Source organism: Peptoniphilus sp. HMSC075B08, assembly GCF_001815405.1.
Taxonomy (GTDB): domain Bacteria; phylum Bacillota; class Clostridia; order Tissierellales; family Peptoniphilaceae; genus Peptoniphilus_A; species Peptoniphilus_A harei.
Genome location: NZ_KV820429.1, coordinates 165467 through 181811, shown reverse-complemented (window position 1 = coordinate 181811; position 16345 = coordinate 165467). Strand labels below are relative to the sequence as shown.

The following is a 16345-nucleotide window of genomic DNA, read 5'->3' as shown; positions in this document are numbered from 1 at the left end:
AAAAAACTAGGTCCTAAGACCTAGTCATAAATTTATCTTTTTATTTATCTTCTGAAACTATTTTATAAATGGCGTCAGAAGATTTTCTTTTTTTCTCACGAATTGTGTCATCTTTTGCATAGCCAATTGCTATAACAAGTCTAATTCTCGACTTGGTACCAAGGTATTTTTGGAGTTTCTCTTCGTCGAACCAACCCATTATGCAAGTGGAGAGTCCAAGGCTTGTGGCTTGTGCTGTGAAGTAGGCTACTGAGATTCCTATGTCAATGGACTTGTAATCTTGATTCTTTACAGAGGAACCAAGTTTGGCAGAAAGATTGTAATTTTCTTCTGTAACTACTGCAAAGGCATTGACGTCCTTGGCGAAGGAATTCATCTTGCCCAATTGCAAGAGGTCTCTAACATTTTTGGCTTCGTCACCCTTTACAATATAATAAAAATAAGGTTGGGCGTTGCAAGCAGAAGGTGAAAGCTTCATAGCTTCAAGGCAGGCCTCAAGTTTCATGTCTTCAACTTCCCTGTCAGGGTCATAGGACCTGCAGGACTGTCTTACTTTTGCTAAATCTATAAATTCTTTAAATTCCATTTGATCCTCCTAAAAATTCATCTAAATCTCCATCAAAGAAGAAAAATTCGTCATCACGCATGAGGCAAGGGACACCAACCCTATTTTCTTCTACGATTTCATCAAAGGCATCTGAAAAGTCTCTCTCTTTTAAAAATTTCTTGAGACTTGCCATTGAAGAAGTTATGTCTACAATCTCACATTTTATATCCTTCTTTTTTATCTCTTCTATTGCCGGTGGACAGTCTGGGCAAAGGCTTGAAACAAAAAGTGTTAACATATTTATTCCCTCCAAAAATTTATCTAGGGACCTATAAAAATCCTGGTCCAGTGATTTTTCTCTCTTAGGTATATTAGAAAAAATATTTCGATCTCTCATCTTCTTGTTGAAGTGGCGGCTGGCAAGCAGGACCATAATGTTGTCATCGTCTACAAAGTCACCTTGAAAGTCCAGGACCCTGGCTCCCTTGGATAGGCCAAGAGAAGCAAGGCCTCTGTCGTTAGTTATGACAAGGTCACCCTGCCTTGCCTGGTTGGCAATGTAAATATCAGCAGCTTCCTTTGTGACGTCAACATCAACCACTTGACCATAGGAAGGTGTAAAATCTTGGCTATAATTTTTCACAGTGATAAGTCTTGCTCCATATTTTTTTGAGAGGTCTTCAACTATTTTTCTAACTGGCGAACCGTCTGCATCTAATAATATTTTCATACTTATACTTTACCCAATAAGAAATTAATTTAGCATATTAATAAAAGTATTGAAATATTGGCTTATTTTATATGGACCTAGTTTAGGAGGAAGAATGCTAACCTTAGAATTTGATGACTATTACTTTACAACAGTTTACACTCCTAAGGCAGTAGATGGCCTAAAAAGACTAGCAGAAAGACAAGAATGGGACAAGTTCTATGCCAACTACCTAATAGACTTAGATAAAAATAAGCCAGTAATAGCAACAGGAGACTTTAACGTTGTCCACAAGTAAATTGACCTGAAAAATCCAGAGACCAATAGAAGATAACCAGGATTTACAGACGAAGAAAAAGAAGGATTTAAAGACACCTTTAGACACGTTCATGGAGACGTAGAAGGAATGGGCTCAAAGAATAAAAACATCTAGGATCAACAAGTCAGGTTAGAGGATTGACTACTTTTTATTAAGTGATAGGATTAAGTACCAACTAGTAGAATCAAAAATGCCAAACTTTGAAGATAGACAGGATCACACTCCAATCTTATTAGAAATAGAAATTTAATAGCAAAAACAAACAATGATAAAAGTCAGATTAAAGAGATAAGTACATTTCAAAACTTATTTCTTTTTTTTAAGCCGTGACCAGTTGATAATTGTTATCACAAAATCCAGTGTTTAAGCCATTTGTAAAGGGTTATAAATATAATATATTGGAAGTATATCCAAATAAAAAAGAAAGAGGTAAGTACAATGAAAAAATTAAAAGGAACAAAAACAGCAAGTAACTTAATAACAGCTTTTGCAGGAGAATCTCAAGCAGTTCAAAGATACACTCTATCTCAAAAAATTGCTGACAAAGAAGGCTACAAGCACATAGCAAAAGTTTTTGAAGAAACAGCTTCAAACGAAAGAGCTCACGCAAACGCACTTTATAAGTACTTAAAAGACGAATTTGAAAATGAAGCCATTGAACTAAACCCTGATTATACAGCTTTCCCAGTAGTTTATAAGGACACAAAACTTGCCCTTAAAGGAGCTATTGATGGTGAAAATGACGAAGCTGAAACTATGTATCCAGAATTTGCAAAAATTGCAAAAGAAGAAGGATTTGACGACATAGCAAAATCATTTACAGAAATAGGCGAAGTAGAAGAACACCACAGAGACAGGTACAAAACTCTTCTAGATACTCTAGAAGCAGGAGAAATGTTTAAAAAAGACGAAGTAACAATTTGGAAATGCCTAAACTGCGGATATATTTACGAAGGTGAAGAAGCTCCTGTAGTATGTCCAGCATGTAAACACCCACAAGGCTTCTTTATGGCAGTAGGCCTAGTAAAATAAAACATTAGAAATGAAATATAAAAATATAGAAACCTGACCTAGCATATAGGCCAGGTTTTTTTGTACGCTTTAGCACAAGCTGTGAAAATTGGTGCACGGGGAAGAAAGTTCAAAGCATGGAATTCTACCGGTAATAGCCACTTATGGGGTCACCACATAAGCCGGTGGTTTTTATTTACAAATATAGTTGTATAATAATATAAAGAATAACTATATGAAGTCAACAGTAAAATGAGTAAAAAATAAAAGACAATTAAATAAAAATAAGCATAACAAACAAGCCTAAATTAATTAGGCAAAGAAAATAATAAAGTTTTAATTCTGAGGAATAAATTTAGAATTAGTTTTTAAAAGCTTAAAAACAACTCTAATTAAAATAGCTTTATCTATACCCTAGCTGCTATTAGAATTGTTCTTTAAAACATTAGTCAGTTTAGTAAGATGAGCATTAGCAATAATTTTCTAGAAGGAAATTGAGAAAGCAATAGTAGACTTTTGATTAATAGAATAAACACAAGTCTGAAGCTCAGGAAAGATAATATCAACAATTCTGCAAAGAGAAATTTTAAAAGTAGCTAAATCTTCCTTCAATCTAGAACAATATCTAGTTAGTGACTTAAGCTCCATTAAATGATATTATAAACGTAAGTGGGCTTTAGCATCATTGGAAGAAAGCATGGAAGCATTTAAATTAGCATTGCTTTTATCAGTTTTAGTATTTCTAAGCCTATGATTATCATATAATAAAAAAATAACACTAATTACTGGGTGTTCATTATACAAGGAGATTAACATGAAATATATTTACAGAATATTTGTATTCCTTACTGTTATACTCCTACTTGGTGCCTTGGGACTTACCTTTATATTTGCGCCAAGAGGACAAAAATTAACTAATGAAAACAAAATTAATAATAAAGAAGAAGTTCAAGAGCCAGAAAAGATTTCCATCTTTAATGAGGAAGAAGACATTGTAAACATCCTTTTAATTGGAATCGACTCAAGTGATGTGACTTATGAAGTTGATGAAAATTCTAAGAGGGCAGACACAATTATGGTCTTATCAATTGATCCCAAGTACGATAGGGTTAGACTTATATCCATCCCAAGAGATACATATTACAAGATAAAGGGATATGACAACTACAGGATGAACGCCGCCTACTCTCGTGGAGGAATTGACTTACAAGTTTCCAGTGTTGAGGACCTACTTGGTATAAAAATTTCCCACTATGTCACTGTTAACTACGAAGCTGTTGAAGAACTTGTTGATGCAATTGGTGGTGTAGAAGTTTACACACCAGAGTACAAGTACACTGACCCGTCAACTGTGCCGCCACTAGAAATCAACTTCGAAGAGGGACTTCATCTCTTAGATGGTAAGGAGTCAGTAAAATATCTTAGGATAAGAAAAATTTACAAGGACCAAGACCTTGACAGGATCAAGGCCCAACAAGACTTTATCATGAAGATCTTTGATAAGATGAAGTCACCTAAGATGCTTCTTAAGCTTCCAAAATTAGTTTCTATTGCAAATAAGCACATTGAAACTGACATGAACTACGGACAGCTTTCCTATCTTGCCTACTATGGGGTAAGTCTTGACAAGGAAAACATTGATATTAAGACTCTTGAAGGTCACATGAAGAAGGGATCTCCTCTTTATTATGTTGACAAGAAGGATGCAGTCTACCAAGCTTCTGAACTGGAAAGACTTAGGAAAGACCCTACTGACCAAGAAGAAGTAGTAAACTATACAGAAGAAGAACTTGCTAATATGACTGATGCTGAGAGGGCAGAAGCTGAACAAAAGATGAGGGACAGAGAGTTAAGAGAAAGAATAAAGGAAGAGGGAATTCAAGAAAACTCTTCTAATGGAGACTCAAACTCTAATAGGACTTCAAATAATAGAAATTAAAAGGAACCCGAGAGGGTTCTTTTTTTATGGTTTTAGGTATTAATAAGTAAAATTCTTTCTATTAATAATATCTTAGAAAGAATCAAAAAATTTAGGTTTATTAATTTATTGTAAAGTCATAAACAATTTATTCAATATAAATTATTAGAAACTTATAAAATAATTATCAACTAAGAAAAAACTCTCACTTCATAATAATTTATGACTTTATAAAAAATCACGACCTCTTAATAATTTTAAAAATAAAAAATCACCAGTCGCCTGGTGATTCATAACTTACTCTTAATTATTCAGCCAAAATTTTTATAATATTTTTTACAACTTCCTTGGACTTTTCCATTTGGTCAAGACTCACAAGCTCGTAGCGACCGTGGTAGTTGTAGCCACCTGTAAAGAGGTTAGGCGTAGGCAGTCCCATAAAGGAAAGCTTTGATCCGTCAGTTCCACCTCTCACTGGCCCAATTTTTGGGTCAACACCAGACCTTTCAAAGGCAGTCTTTGCCAAGTCGATGATTTCCATGTGGTCCTCAAGCTTTTCCCTCATGTTGTAGTATTGGTCCTTGATTTCAATTTTTATCCTGTCGTGGTACTTCTTATTTAAAAAGTCTGCAATATCTTGGAATAATTTCTTTCTGGCTTCAAACTTTTCCCTTGAGTGGTCCCTGATGATGTAGGACATAGATGTGGACTCAACAGAGCCTTCAATGTTAAGAAGAAGGGAGAAACCCTCGTAGCCTTCTGTGTATTCGGGCCTTTCGTTGGCAGGTAGCATTGAGTTAAATTCCATGGCAATTAGCTGAGAATTAACCATGGCATCCTTGCCTGAACCTGGATGGACATTCTTCCCTTGGATTTTAACTTTGCAAGAAGCTGCGTTAAAGGTTTCGTATTCAAGCTCGCCAAGGGGTCCACCGTCAACGGTAAAGGCAAAGTCTGCCCCAAAGTCCTTGACATTAAATTTGTCGGCACCTCTGCCAATTTCTTCGTCTGGTGTAAATGCAATCCTAATGTCGCCGTATTTTGCATCTGGATTACTTAAAAGTTCTTCCACAGCAGAAATTATAATTGCAATCCCTGCCTTGTCGTCTGCCCCTAAGAGTGTAGTTCCGTCAGTTGTAATAAGAGTTTGACCCTTTAGGTCCTTTAAAAAAGGAAAGTCTTTAAGGCTTGTTGTGAATTCTTCATTTAACTTGATGTCCTTGCCGTCATAAGATTCAATAATTCTCGGCTTGACGTCCTTTCCGGTCATGTCGGGAGCAGTGTCCATGTGAGCAATAAATCCCACAGTCTTCTTGGCCTTGACCCTGCCAGGAATCTTCCCATAAACGTAGCCATTTTCATCAATCTCTGCATCAATACCAAGAGAGCTTAACTCTTCCACTAAATAATTCCCAAGGACTAATTGCCTTTCAGTTGATGGGCAAGTTTCTGAACTTTCATCACTAGTTGTCTCAAAAGAGACGTATTTTAAAAATCTATTTAACATTTTTGTCATAAAAACCTCCAATAAAAATATTTTATCACAGAAAAAAGCGACTTCAAAAGTCGCTTCTCCAATTAATCAAAATCATTTTTTGAAATCCTGTCTTCCACAGAATAATCATTGTCCAAAATTTCTACATCGTACTCGCCATTAAACATTGGTGACGACAAGATGTAGTCGGCAGTAGTTGGAGATGTGGCAAGGGCAATATTGTAGAGAGTTGATATCCTAAGAAGAGCCTTGACGTCTGGGTCGTGAGGTTGGGCTTCAAGAGGATCCCAAAAGAAGATCAAAATATCAATTTGCGAATCTGATATCTTGGCACCAAGTTGTTGGTCGCCACCAAGAGGTCCAGACACAAGCCTCTTGACGTCTAGTGAAGTCTCTTGTGAAATAAGGGCAGCAGTAGTTCCCGTCCCAATGAAGTTGTGCCCTCTTAGTTTATCTTCATGTTTTCTTACCCAAGCAAGGAGGTCCTTCTTCTTGTGGTCGTGGGCAACAAGGGCAATAGTTTTTTTATTTTTAACTCTTATAGATTTAACTTCCATAAACACCTCTTTAAATAAAATCTTGACTAAGCAATTTCTTTAATATATAATATCAAAGATTGAAATCCTTGCATAGTTTTTTTAGCTATGCCGAAGACCATAAGGAGGTGAAAGTATGAATAAATACGAAGCGGTGATTATGTTTTATCCTGAAGTGGAAGAAGAAAAAAGAAATGCTTCCTTCGAAAGACTTAAAAAAGTAATCGAAAAAGACGGAAAAATCAACAACGTTGATGAATGGGGAATGAAAAAACTAGCTTACGAAATCGACTACAAAAACGAAGCTTACTATATTTTCTATGAATTTGAAACTAAAGCAGAAGACATAGTAGAAATCAACAGAGTAGCGAAAATCATGGACCCAGTAATGAGACAAATGATTATCAAAGTTGAAGACTAAGGAGTTTTTATGAATAGTGTAAGTTTAATCGGAAGATTAGTGAGAGATCCCGAACTTCGTTATGCGCAAACTGGCACAGCAATGTGTCGTTTCACAGTTGCCGTAGATAGGAGAATGAGCAAGCAAAGAAGACAAGAGGCACAAGCAAATAATCAGCCAACAGCTGACTTTATATCTTGTACAGCCTTTGGAGCAACAGCTGAGCTTATAGCAAACTATCACAGAAAAGGCAGTCAAATTGGAATCGAAGGCAGAATCCAAACTGGATCTTATGAAAAAGAAGGAAGAACAATTTACACAACAGACGTTGTAGTAAATAACCTTACTTTTATTGGATCAAGCCAAGGTGGGGGACAAGCACAAGGCGGCTTTAACCAAAACCAAGGTGGATTTAATAATCAAAACAACTTCCAAAGCCAAGGTGGCTTCAGTCAACCTGGTGGTGGAAACCAAGGACCAGTAAACTCTGCTTATGAAAATGATTTTTCAAAGAATGATAACGATGACGATGGATTTTTCCCTGTTGATAATGACGATATTCCATTTTAAGGAGGGTAAAAATGCAAAGAAGATTTGGCAGAAGGAAAAAAGTAGATCCTTTTGAAAAAGATAAGACTAAAAAAATTGACTATAAAGATGTTGAAACACTAAGAAATTACATTTCTGACCGTGGCAAGATTCTTCCAAGAAGAATCACTGGCTTAAACGCTAAACATCAAAGAGAAATGACAGTAGCTATCAAGAGAGCAAGACAAATTGCACTTCTTCCATATAGCGCTGACTAATAAATCTTAAATTAACTGTTGGGTAAGGACCCAGCAGTTTTTTTCTTGGAAAAATATAAGCTAAATTATTATAAATTAAATTTTAATATAAAATCACTCTTGTTAATGTATAATCTTACTAAAGAGAATAATTAGGAAAATATTTTAAATTTAAAAGAGGAGGATTTTATGAAGAAGAAATTTATTTTGAGGGTGTCTATTTTGGCTCTGGCTATCCCAAGTCTTGTAACTGCCAATACTAATATTAGGATTTGGATGAAGGGGGACATGATTAAGTCTGATGTGGCTCCTTATATCTATGAGGAGAGGACTATGGTGCCTCTTAGGGTGATTTCTGAAAATCTTGGCAAAGAGGTTCTCTGGGATGGAGCCAATAGGAGCGTGCAAATTAGCGATGGTTATGGTGGAGTTCTCTACCTAACAATTGATAAGAAGGAGATAAAAAATTTTTCTGCTGGGAATAGCAATACTATTAAACTAGATGTGGCTCCTAAGATCAAGGACGACAGGACTTTTGTTCCCCTAAGGGCTATCGCCGAAGCCTTTGGTGAAAGGGTTGACTGGGACAAGGATAAGAGGGTAGTTGTAATTGGTGATGGCTATGACTCTAAGAAGATAAAAGATGAAAAGAAAGATCTTCAAGAGAAGAAGGAAGTCTTGGACCCTCTTGGTCTTGACTACCTTTACAAGAAAGAAATGATGAATAAGTCTGACGAGGAGAAGGCTGTTTATGAAAAAAAGATGAGAGAAATGCCTTCAAAAGTTTTCAAGGGATACAAGAATGGTGAAGTTGAGGCTTGTCTTGCCTGGTTATCTTTTGCTAAAGCTGGAGAATTTTTTGGTCCTGAACTAAATAAAGATCCATATTTAAATCCTAGAAAGGATGGACTGGGAATAAGTGTAAGAGAAAGAGGCTCTTCTATGTCAAGTTTTGATGATTATGAAAAGGACGAGAAGTATAAAAGAGAAATCATGGGCGTAAATTCTGGTCCATCAATGGCTATGCTTGAGTATTTTGATTATTACTTGAATTTCGATGGGACTTTTAATTCTTTTAGGCTTCCTTCTCACTATCACGGCACTGGTCCTGAAATGCTAAAGGAAGTTAAGAATATTGTTGCACATCCTAAAAAGATAAAGTTTATAAAGGCTGATAAGGGTGAAGTTGAAAAACTTTTAAAGACTTTGAGAGATAGCGACAATTTTTATAAGTTAAAGAATCTTGCTTAAATTATAGGGACTAGCTTAGGCTAGTCTTTTTTTTATTTAAAGGCTTATAAAATTTTATTTTTTTAAATAACACATAGACAGCTGTCGATATGACTTGTATAATATTGATGGAGGTGGCTTATGTCAGATAAAAATGAGGATAAATATTTTGCCTATTCCAAGATGCTAAAGGTCTTGTGTGAGCCAAAGAGGCTTCAAATTATAGATCTTTTGTCTTGTAGGGAATTGTGTGCCTGTGAAATTTTGGAATATTTTCATATAAGTCAACCAACTTTATCAAGTCATATGAAGAAGTTGGAGGAAGCCGATTTTATAAAATCTAGGAGAGATGGAAAAAACATTTATTACAGGCTTAAGGAAGAGAGTTTCAAGGAGATAATAAATTTTATTGCTGATATTTCTACAAATACTGAAGATTGTATTTGTAAGATTGAGAATTAGTTTTATCTGAAGCTTAAGGAGGAAAGTGATGGAAGAAAAAAGAGAAGGTATTAATTTTTTTCAAAAATATCTGACCCTATGGGTCCTTATCTGCATGGGAGTGGGAGTTTTTTTGGGGAAAGTTTTTCCACAAATGACAAGTTTTGTATCTGGATTACAAATTGAGGGGATTTCTGTTCCCATAGCGATTCTTATTTGGATAATGATTTATCCCATGATGATAAAAATAGATTTTGAAAGTATAAAGGAAGTTGGCAAGAACCCCAAGGGTCTTTTTGTCACATGGATTACAAATTGGCTTATAAAACCCTTTACTATGTTTGGGATTTCCTACTTATTCTTCTTTATAATTTTTAAAAATTTGATTCCAGAAGACCTTGCCAAGGATTATCTAGCTGGTGCTGTTTTGCTTGGGGCAGCACCTTGTACTGCCATGGTATTTGTCTGGAGCAGCTTAACTAAGGGAGACCCAGCCTACACTCTTGTTCAAGTTGCCACAAATGATTTGATTATACTTGTGGCCTTTATCCCAATAGTGAAGTTTCTCTTGGGAGTCTCAAAAGTTCTTGTTCCCTATAAAACTTTATTTGTAAGTGTCTTGCTTTTTGTGGCAGTTCCTTTACTTGCAGGTGTGATTACAAGGAAGTATCTTGTAGGCAAGAGGGGTAGTGACTATTTTGAGAAAGAATTTGTAAATAAGTTTGATGGTATAACAACTCTTGGTTTACTTTTAACTCTTATCCTCATCTTTAGTTCACAAGCAAATGCTATTGTCGAGAACCCACTTCACATTGTTTTAATAGGAATTCCCTTAATTTTGCAGACAATTTTAATCTTTTCTATAGCGCCTACATGGCTTGTAAGGTCTTGGGACTTCCCTTTAAAATAGCGGCACCTGCTGGACTTATTGGTGCTTCAAACTTTTTTGAACTAGCTCTTGCAGTTGCTGTTGCCCTATTTGGCGTCGGCTCAGCTGCATCTCTCGCATGCACTGTGGGTGTATTGACAGAAGTTCCTGTAATGTTATTTTTGGTAAATGTGGCAAATAAGACTAAGAGAAAATTTGCCTAAGCTTATGAGATGAATAAGTCTAAATTTGTGGAGGAAGATAAAATGAAAAAAGCAAAAGTTGCCTTTATTTGTGTTCACAATTCTTGCAGGAGTCAAATTGCTGAGGCCTTTGCTAAGCTGCTGGCAGGAGATGTTTTTGAATCTTATTCTGCAGGTACAGAAACTAAGGACAAGATAAATGAAGATGCTGTAAGGCTGATGAAAGAAATTTATAATATTGATATGGAGAAGAGTCAAGAACCCAAGACCCTTGATAAACTCCCTCCTATTGATATAGCTATTACAATGGGCTGCGAAGTTTATTGTCCTTATTTGGAAGCAAAATATAAGGAAGATTGGGGTCTAGATGATCCTTCTGGCAAAAGCGACAGAGAATTTAAAGAAGTTATAGAAAAAATAGAAGAGAAGATAAAAAATTTAAGAAAAGATCTCTTAGAGGGGAATTTAAGCTTTTAATGAGAGGGGTTAGCATATAGGCTAGCCTTTTTTAATTAGATTTTTTAAAGAGAAATAGAGGGTGTAGCCTGATATAAATCCCAAGGCCTGCCTATCCCAGAAGTCTGAAGTAAAATTTTTTATTATAAAGATTTCAAAGAGGACTAAGATAAGACCCAGCCCATAAAAATATTTTCTAGTGGCAAGATTTGACTTCTCTAGCTTGTAGGCAAATAAAAATTCTAGACTTATGTAAGTTATTGACCTTATAAAGAATATAAAATTCATATTATCACCATCTTAATGATAACAAGGCCTTGTAAATTTCTTGTAAAATTAAAAAAAATAAGGGACCAAGCGAGTCCCTCATTTCTATTATTTAATTAAAGAAATTATCTAAAATACTAGATAAAGTATTGGCATTGAAATTAGAATACTTAAAATAACTCTTTCAATCCAGATGATGATATAATCTGAGAATTTTAGAGGTATTTCAGTTCCCATCATAACAGGGATTGATGCTGAGAAGAATAGGATTTCTGATACAGAAACTATTGCGACTAGCATTTTTGTTATTAGGCCAAGGCCAGCTTCTGCTACAAGTGGTGCTGGAAGAAGCATTTCTGCAATACTCATTCCCAGTGCTTGTGCAACCATAAGTGGTTCTTCTACTTTTGTGATAAGTGTGAATGGATAGAAGATGTAGCCTATGATGTCAAAGATTGGTGTGTATTCTGCAAGTAAAAGTCCAATCATACCAACTCCAAGAAGAGATGGAGCAATGTTAAGTGCCATTTTAAAACCATCGATAAAGTTGTCTTTTATAACTTTTCCTAGGGAGTCAGCATTTTTGTAAGCTTCCATACCTGTATTAAGGGCATCTGAGAAAGTGACCTTCTTCTTTGCTTCTGGTATATATTCTTTGCCAGAATAATATTCTTGTGGCTTCTTGCTTAGTGGGAAGATCCTTGCTGTGATTGCTGTTACTAGGAAAGTAACGAAAAGTGTGATCCAGAAGTAAGCTAGCCAATGATCCATAAGGTCAAGAGTTTTTGCTACGATAATCATAAATGTAGCAGAAACTGTTGAGAAACCTGTTGCTATAATTGATGCTTCCTTCTTAGTGTAAGTGTCTTCCATGTAAACTCTATTTGTGATTAAAAGTGCTAATGAATATGATCCAACGAAGGATGCAACAGCGTCAACTGCTGATCTACCAGGTGTTTTAAATACTGGTCTCATTACTGGTTCCATGAAGACTCCAATAAATTCCATAAGTCCAAAGCCTGTCAAGAAGGCAAGGAAAACTGAACCAATTGGTACAATTGTTGTTACAGATACCATGATTCCGTTCCAAATAAGTGGTAGCATATCGCCGTCAAAAATTCTTGCTGGTCCTTTTTTTGTCACGTACATAAATAAGAATACAAGGGCAGCTAATTTTAATACGAAGAAAACCATGTGAAGTTTACTTTTTTGCCAAGATTTTGATTTTATAGCGTAAGCTATACCAGCTACAACCATAAATACACCAAAGATTAGGTTATAATTTGGGATTTTCTTAACAAAACTTGTCAAGTGGTCAATGGGGATGGTGTTAGCATCTCCAATTTGTACAGGTACGAAGAACATGAATATGCCAAAGAGTGCGTATAATACGAACATTAAGATGTCCTTCGAGTTAAACTTTTTACTTTCCATTATTATTCCTCCTTTAAAAATAATAAAAGTTCATCAAACGACTAGCCTTTCGGTTTATTATATCACAGTATTATCTGAGTGAGAGAAAACTTTTTCCTTTTTTAACACTCTTTGTTTGTAATGCTTTATCAAAGTATAAAGATTTTTTTGTTTGACTATATACAAATTTTATCTGTTGACTTGAATTCAACAATAAAAAAAGACGAGTAAGCCAGAGGCAAATCCATTTTAGAGTTTTGCTCTTAGTTCACTCGTCTTTTATATTTTTATTTGAAGTCCACTTCTATTACATTGTCAGAGTTTGCTTCTTCAGTCTTGTAATAGTCGTAGATGTCTCTTCCAAATTTTGTAATTTTTAAATCCTTAAATTCATCTTCTATGATTCCAAGGTCCGTTAGGATATTTATGAGAGAAAGCTCGAAGTCTTTAAATTTAAATTCATATAATCTTACAAGCTTGCCTTCGCTTAAGTCCTTTATAAGATTTATGACAAAGTCCTTGTACTTTTCATAATCCTTGCCAAAGGAATCTTTCAAAAAGTCTTTATTAGTTAGGGCTTCAACCCAAATTGCAAGTTTAGTAACTTCGTCAAAGACTAGATAATCTTCGGCTATGTCTGTAATATAAATGTCCTGTCTTCCATATTCTTTTTGATCTATATGGATAAGATGCTTCTTCTTTAAAAAATTGAAGTAAAGTTCTATTAGTGGGAAGTGCTTGTTCTTGTAAGTCATCACTTCTCTTGTTGGTCTAAGATTTATTGACTCAGCAAAGTCTCTTAGCATGGCAGGAGAGAGGTCTCCAGATTTTAGGACACCAACATAATTCATGTCCAAAAACTCAATAAAGAAGTCAAAGTATTCTATAAAATCATTAGACTCAAGGTCTTCTTCATTTGCCATTAAGATTTCCAAGACCTTGTCTTCGTAAAAGAATCCAGCTTGGCTCTTTTTTAAGAGGTCAAGATAATTAAAAATATTTTTTTGAATTTCTCCAAGGTCATTTATTATCTTGCCAACATCTCTTCCAAGCCCTGCAAGTTTGGAGTAAAAAGTAATTAAATAGTCCAGAGACATTACTAACTCGTCCTTACTTAAAAATTCGCCAGCTTCTGATAAGCTTTTAAAAATTTCCTTGTAGTCAAGCTTGTAGTCGTCAAATCTCTTGTTTTTATCAGCAAGGACCTTAAAGTAAATTTTTGAGAATAGTCTTACTATGAAGCCCATAATGGCTTCGTCCTTGGCTCCAGGTAGTATTTTTTTGTAAAGGTCTAAGTTTTGTGCAATCTCTAAGTCCTCTGGATCGAAAGTGCTTAGGAGCTCTGCAAATTCAGAGAAGGCATAGTCATCAAAGTCTTCTGATTCTTCTCTTGAGTTTTCAAAAGTTACCTCGTAGACTGTCAAGAGGTTTAAGAGGTCAGACTTTAGAAAGTCCTTATTTAATTCAAAGGGTCCAAACTCCTGTCTCATGTGGTTGATTAAACTATCCACATTGTTTTTATAGGTTAAGAAATCCTTGTTAGAAATCATTTGAAGAACTTGGAGGACCATTTTTCTATCATCTTTACCAAAGACCCTTATTAGGCCCTTGCTTGCAGAAGAGTATTCGATGGAATCGTCTAGTTCAACTTCTATATATTCATCTAAGAGACAGTCATAAAAAAGGTAGTATCCATCTTTTTTTTCTATCTTGAAGAGGGAAACATAGGAATCTCTTAAAAGTTCTTCCATATTTTCTATCATAGGGTCCTCAAGGTCTAGTGAAGTCAAAATATTTCTCAAGACATCCTTAGAATAATAATAAAACTCCTTGAAGTCCAAGAGGATAAAGGCAGATATGTTATCTTGGGGTCTTTTCATTAGGTAGGAATTTTCTCTTAGTAGATCAAATTCCACTTTTTTAATAAGATTTTCAAAACCTATTGTTGATTGATAAATTACTTTTTTACCTATTTCATAAATTTCTTTTTTGTCATCTTTCATTATTTCACCCTTATGTTTTCTATTTCTTCATTAAGTTGGTCCATGTATTTTAAAATATATTCAATGTGGTAGTTGTAGACCCTGTCTTCCACACCTAAGTCTTGTGTGGGCTCTTCTTTAAGGTCATATCTTTTTAGGGCTTCTTGGGAGACCTCCTGGCTAAATTTGTGGATATCCATATTCTCCACAACTTCAAGCCTAACTGATATGCTTTCTATGAGTGACATAATTTTTTTCTCGCGAGAGATTTTGTTGTACTTGTATTGGAAGGGAGTGTCTGCCTCCTTCTCCAAAAGTTTGTAGAGTTTTGTGGTACTTACTAGATTTTTATTAAATTCACTTAAGTCCACCTTTTCGCCTGAAAGGACTTGCCTTAGGACTAAGTTGCTAGATCTGTAGCAGCTCCTGGCAGATCTTATAAAATCTTCCCAGACATTGGGAGATGAGATAAAATAATTTACCAAGACTCCAACAAAAATCCCAATAAGGGTACCAATGATACGGTTTGTTGCGTAGTAAAATTTGTCTGAGTCGGAGCAAAAACTTGCCACAAAGACTATGCAAGAAAGCTGGGTCATGTCCTTCATCTTAAAAACTACTAAGATGTAAATTGTAAGGAGGATGCCAAGGCCTGCTATTAGGGGCTCCAGGTATTCTTTTACAGATATTTTAGAAAAGAAATATCCCACCATTACTCCAAATACACAGGTAAAAATCCTCTTCTTAAAGTCTTGAAGTGATTCAGACATTGAGGGTTTCATTGTTGAGACTGCAGCTATGGATACAAATATTGCTGAGTCTAGGTCCAAGAGGTAGGAGATGTAGAGGCCAATGACAACTGCAAGGGCTGTCTTAAGGGTACGCATCCCAATCCTATACTTATAGTCGATTTTATTTTTTATTGCCATAAGATCACAACCTTAAAAAATCAAAATTATTTTTTGCTTTATTCATGCTAATTATATCAAGAATAGTTTTAATTGTACATTTCACGGATTTATGATGTTAATTAAATAAAATGATATATTTGTAAATTTTTGGGTAAATATTAAGCAAAGAAAAAAGGAGAGTGACATTTATGTTATTGAACTTTGTTGGAAAAAACATTGAACTTACAGAATCTTTGAAGGAAATTGCAGAAAAAAAATTCTCCAGGTTAGATAAATATTTTTCTGAAGAAGTTGAAACAAGGCTTGTTTTCTCTACAATAAAAGATGAACAAACTGTTGAAGCTACAATATTTTTACCAAAGACAATTATTAGGGCAGAAGAAACTACAGACGACATGTACTCTTCAATGGACAACGCTGTGGATGCACTTGCTAGACAAATTAGAAAACACAAGACTAAATTAAAGAGAAGATATCAAAACAACGAAACAATTAGGTTTGACGAACTTTTTGATAAAGAACCACCAAAGGAAGAATCAGAACACAAGATAGTGAAGAGAAAGAACTTCGAACTTAACCCAATGGATGAAGAAGAAGCAATCCTACAAATGGATCTTCTAAATCACAATTTCTTCGTTTTCTTAGACGCGGATACTGATGGAGTTTCTATTGTTTACAAGAGAAAAGATGGAAACTACGGTAAAATTGAAGTTTAATTTAAAAATATAAAATTTGAGGGCGCTTAGGCGTCCTTTTTTCTTGTCATTTTAAAATATAATCTAAAAAATATTCTCCAAATAAAATTAAAAACCTCTTGCTTTAAAAAATTAAAAATTTTTTACTTACTATTTATA

The 16345-nt window shown here is 35.0% G+C and carries 17 protein-coding genes and 2 pseudogenes; 11 read left to right on the top strand and 8 right to left on the bottom strand.

Annotated elements, in window-relative coordinates; all coding sequences use genetic code 11:
• Positions 1-40: 40 nt before the first annotated feature.
• Positions 41-586, bottom strand: a complete 546-nt coding sequence (locus HMPREF3023_RS01425) for a nitroreductase family protein (protein ID WP_070700076.1) — start codon at positions 584-586, stop codon at positions 41-43.
• Positions 576-1277: a DUF188 domain-containing protein gene (locus HMPREF3023_RS01420; protein WP_070700075.1), complete on the bottom strand. Its 702-nt coding sequence runs from the start codon at positions 1275-1277 to the stop codon at positions 576-578. Before HMPREF3023_RS01420 ends, HMPREF3023_RS01425 begins: the two co-directional genes overlap by 11 nt.
• A gap of 88 nt (positions 1278-1365) precedes the next feature.
• On the opposite strand from HMPREF3023_RS01420, the pseudogene HMPREF3023_RS09600 reads away from it, so the two are divergent.
• The 3 genes and pseudogenes from HMPREF3023_RS09600 to HMPREF3023_RS01405 all read left to right on the top strand — a co-directional run.
• Positions 1366-1825: pseudogene (locus tag HMPREF3023_RS09600) on the top strand (exodeoxyribonuclease III); the annotation flags it as partial.
• A 188-nt stretch (positions 1826-2013) separates the two neighbouring features.
• Entirely contained in the window at positions 2014-2607 is a 594-nt protein-coding gene (rbr, locus tag HMPREF3023_RS01410; RefSeq protein WP_070700073.1) for a rubrerythrin, read from the top strand.
• 793 nt (positions 2608-3400) lie between these two features.
• On the top strand, positions 3401-4525 hold the full coding sequence (locus HMPREF3023_RS01405; protein WP_070700072.1) for an LCP family protein: 1125 nt from the start codon (positions 3401-3403) through the stop codon (positions 4523-4525).
• A 286-nt stretch (positions 4526-4811) separates the two neighbouring features.
• Here HMPREF3023_RS01405 and pepT read toward each other — a convergent pair whose 3' ends face one another.
• Positions 4812-6020 (bottom strand): peptidase T, encoded by a 1209-nt coding sequence (pepT, locus tag HMPREF3023_RS01400; RefSeq protein WP_070700071.1) that lies wholly within the window; start codon positions 6018-6020, stop codon positions 4812-4814.
• Between the two features lie 62 nt (positions 6021-6082).
• A complete protein-coding gene (locus tag HMPREF3023_RS01395) occupies positions 6083-6556 on the bottom strand; it encodes a methylglyoxal synthase (protein WP_070700070.1) in 474 nt (157 codons plus the stop codon).
• Between the two features lie 115 nt (positions 6557-6671).
• On the opposite strand from HMPREF3023_RS01395, the gene rpsF reads away from it, so the two are divergent.
• From rpsF to HMPREF3023_RS01360, 7 genes and pseudogenes are all read left to right on the top strand, one after another.
• The gene (rpsF, locus tag HMPREF3023_RS01390) at positions 6672-6956 is read left to right on the top strand and encodes a 30S ribosomal protein S6 (protein WP_070700069.1); all 285 of its coding nucleotides are present in this window, start codon (positions 6672-6674) and stop codon (positions 6954-6956) included.
• A 9-nt stretch (positions 6957-6965) separates the two neighbouring features.
• Complete coding sequence (locus HMPREF3023_RS01385; RefSeq protein ID WP_070700068.1) at positions 6966-7505, top strand: single-stranded DNA-binding protein; 540 nt, start codon at positions 6966-6968, stop codon at positions 7503-7505.
• 11 nt (positions 7506-7516) lie between these two features.
• Positions 7517-7741 (top strand): 30S ribosomal protein S18, encoded by a 225-nt coding sequence (gene rpsR / locus HMPREF3023_RS01380; RefSeq protein WP_005957053.1) that lies wholly within the window; start codon positions 7517-7519, stop codon positions 7739-7741.
• Positions 7742-7909: 168 nt separating this feature from the next.
• Positions 7910-8971: a copper amine oxidase N-terminal domain-containing protein gene (locus HMPREF3023_RS01375; RefSeq protein WP_070700067.1), complete on the top strand. Its 1062-nt coding sequence runs from the start codon at positions 7910-7912 to the stop codon at positions 8969-8971.
• Between the two features lie 120 nt (positions 8972-9091).
• Positions 9092-9412 (top strand): ArsR/SmtB family transcription factor, encoded by a 321-nt coding sequence (locus HMPREF3023_RS01370; protein WP_144019617.1) that lies wholly within the window; start codon positions 9092-9094, stop codon positions 9410-9412.
• A gap of 28 nt (positions 9413-9440) precedes the next feature.
• A pseudogene (arsB, locus tag HMPREF3023_RS01365) lies at positions 9441-10483 on the top strand (ACR3 family arsenite efflux transporter).
• Between the two features lie 42 nt (positions 10484-10525).
• Entirely contained in the window at positions 10526-10939 is a 414-nt protein-coding gene (locus tag HMPREF3023_RS01360) for an arsenate reductase ArsC (RefSeq protein WP_070700066.1), read from the top strand.
• 21 nt (positions 10940-10960) lie between these two features.
• Here HMPREF3023_RS01360 and HMPREF3023_RS01355 read toward each other — a convergent pair whose 3' ends face one another.
• From HMPREF3023_RS01355 to HMPREF3023_RS01340, 4 genes are all read right to left on the bottom strand, one after another.
• Positions 10961-11206: a hypothetical protein gene (locus HMPREF3023_RS01355; RefSeq protein WP_070700065.1), complete on the bottom strand. Its 246-nt coding sequence runs from the start codon at positions 11204-11206 to the stop codon at positions 10961-10963.
• Positions 11207-11314: 108 nt separating this feature from the next.
• Positions 11315-12619 (bottom strand): YjiH family protein, encoded by a 1305-nt coding sequence (locus HMPREF3023_RS01350; RefSeq protein WP_070700064.1) that lies wholly within the window; start codon positions 12617-12619, stop codon positions 11315-11317.
• A gap of 266 nt (positions 12620-12885) precedes the next feature.
• Positions 12886-14601 carry a hypothetical protein gene (locus HMPREF3023_RS01345; RefSeq protein WP_070700063.1) on the bottom strand — a complete coding sequence of 572 codons (1716 nt, stop codon included), beginning with the start codon at positions 14599-14601 and terminating at the stop codon, positions 12886-12888.
• Positions 14601-15509, bottom strand: a complete 909-nt coding sequence (locus tag HMPREF3023_RS01340; RefSeq protein ID WP_070700062.1) for an FUSC family protein — start codon at positions 15507-15509, stop codon at positions 14601-14603. The genes HMPREF3023_RS01345 and HMPREF3023_RS01340 overlap by 1 nt, the downstream gene beginning before the upstream one ends.
• A gap of 170 nt (positions 15510-15679) precedes the next feature.
• Here HMPREF3023_RS01340 and hpf point away from each other — a divergent pair, with 170 nt between their 5' ends.
• Positions 15680-16207, top strand: coding sequence for a ribosome hibernation-promoting factor, HPF/YfiA family (hpf, locus tag HMPREF3023_RS01335; protein WP_070700061.1), 528 nt, complete (start codon positions 15680-15682; stop codon positions 16205-16207).
• Positions 16208-16345: the final 138 nt, after the last annotated feature.

Excerpts from the sequence above, each read along its gene's own strand:
- HMPREF3023_RS01425 (WP_070700076.1), bottom strand. The coding sequence starts at position 586 with ATGGAATTTAAAGAATTTATAGATTTAGCAAAAGTAAGACAGTCCTGC.
- HMPREF3023_RS01420 (WP_070700075.1), bottom strand. The coding sequence starts at position 1,277 with ATGAAAATATTATTAGATGCAGACGGTTCGCCAGTTAGAAAAATAGTT.
- rbr (WP_070700073.1), top strand. The coding sequence starts at position 2,014 with ATGAAAAAATTAAAAGGAACAAAAACAGCAAGTAACTTAATAACAGCT.
- HMPREF3023_RS01405 (WP_070700072.1), top strand. The coding sequence starts at position 3,401 with ATGAAATATATTTACAGAATATTTGTATTCCTTACTGTTATACTCCTA.
- pepT (WP_070700071.1), bottom strand. The coding sequence starts at position 6,020 with ATGACAAAAATGTTAAATAGATTTTTAAAATACGTCTCTTTTGAGACA.
- HMPREF3023_RS01395 (WP_070700070.1), bottom strand. The coding sequence starts at position 6,556 with ATGGAAGTTAAATCTATAAGAGTTAAAAATAAAAAAACTATTGCCCTT.
- rpsF (WP_070700069.1), top strand. The coding sequence starts at position 6,672 with ATGAATAAATACGAAGCGGTGATTATGTTTTATCCTGAAGTGGAAGAA.
- HMPREF3023_RS01385 (WP_070700068.1), top strand. The coding sequence starts at position 6,966 with ATGAATAGTGTAAGTTTAATCGGAAGATTAGTGAGAGATCCCGAACTT.
- rpsR (WP_005957053.1), top strand. The coding sequence starts at position 7,517 with ATGCAAAGAAGATTTGGCAGAAGGAAAAAAGTAGATCCTTTTGAAAAA.
- HMPREF3023_RS01375 (WP_070700067.1), top strand. The coding sequence starts at position 7,910 with ATGAAGAAGAAATTTATTTTGAGGGTGTCTATTTTGGCTCTGGCTATC.
- HMPREF3023_RS01370 (WP_144019617.1), top strand. The coding sequence starts at position 9,092 with ATGTCAGATAAAAATGAGGATAAATATTTTGCCTATTCCAAGATGCTA.
- HMPREF3023_RS01360 (WP_070700066.1), top strand. The coding sequence starts at position 10,526 with ATGAAAAAAGCAAAAGTTGCCTTTATTTGTGTTCACAATTCTTGCAGG.
- HMPREF3023_RS01355 (WP_070700065.1), bottom strand. The coding sequence starts at position 11,206 with ATGAATTTTATATTCTTTATAAGGTCAATAACTTACATAAGTCTAGAA.
- HMPREF3023_RS01350 (WP_070700064.1), bottom strand. The coding sequence starts at position 12,619 with ATGGAAAGTAAAAAGTTTAACTCGAAGGACATCTTAATGTTCGTATTA.
- HMPREF3023_RS01345 (WP_070700063.1), bottom strand. The coding sequence starts at position 14,601 with ATGAAAGATGACAAAAAAGAAATTTATGAAATAGGTAAAAAAGTAATT.
- HMPREF3023_RS01340 (WP_070700062.1), bottom strand. The coding sequence starts at position 15,509 with ATGGCAATAAAAAATAAAATCGACTATAAGTATAGGATTGGGATGCGT.
- hpf (WP_070700061.1), top strand. The coding sequence starts at position 15,680 with ATGTTATTGAACTTTGTTGGAAAAAACATTGAACTTACAGAATCTTTG.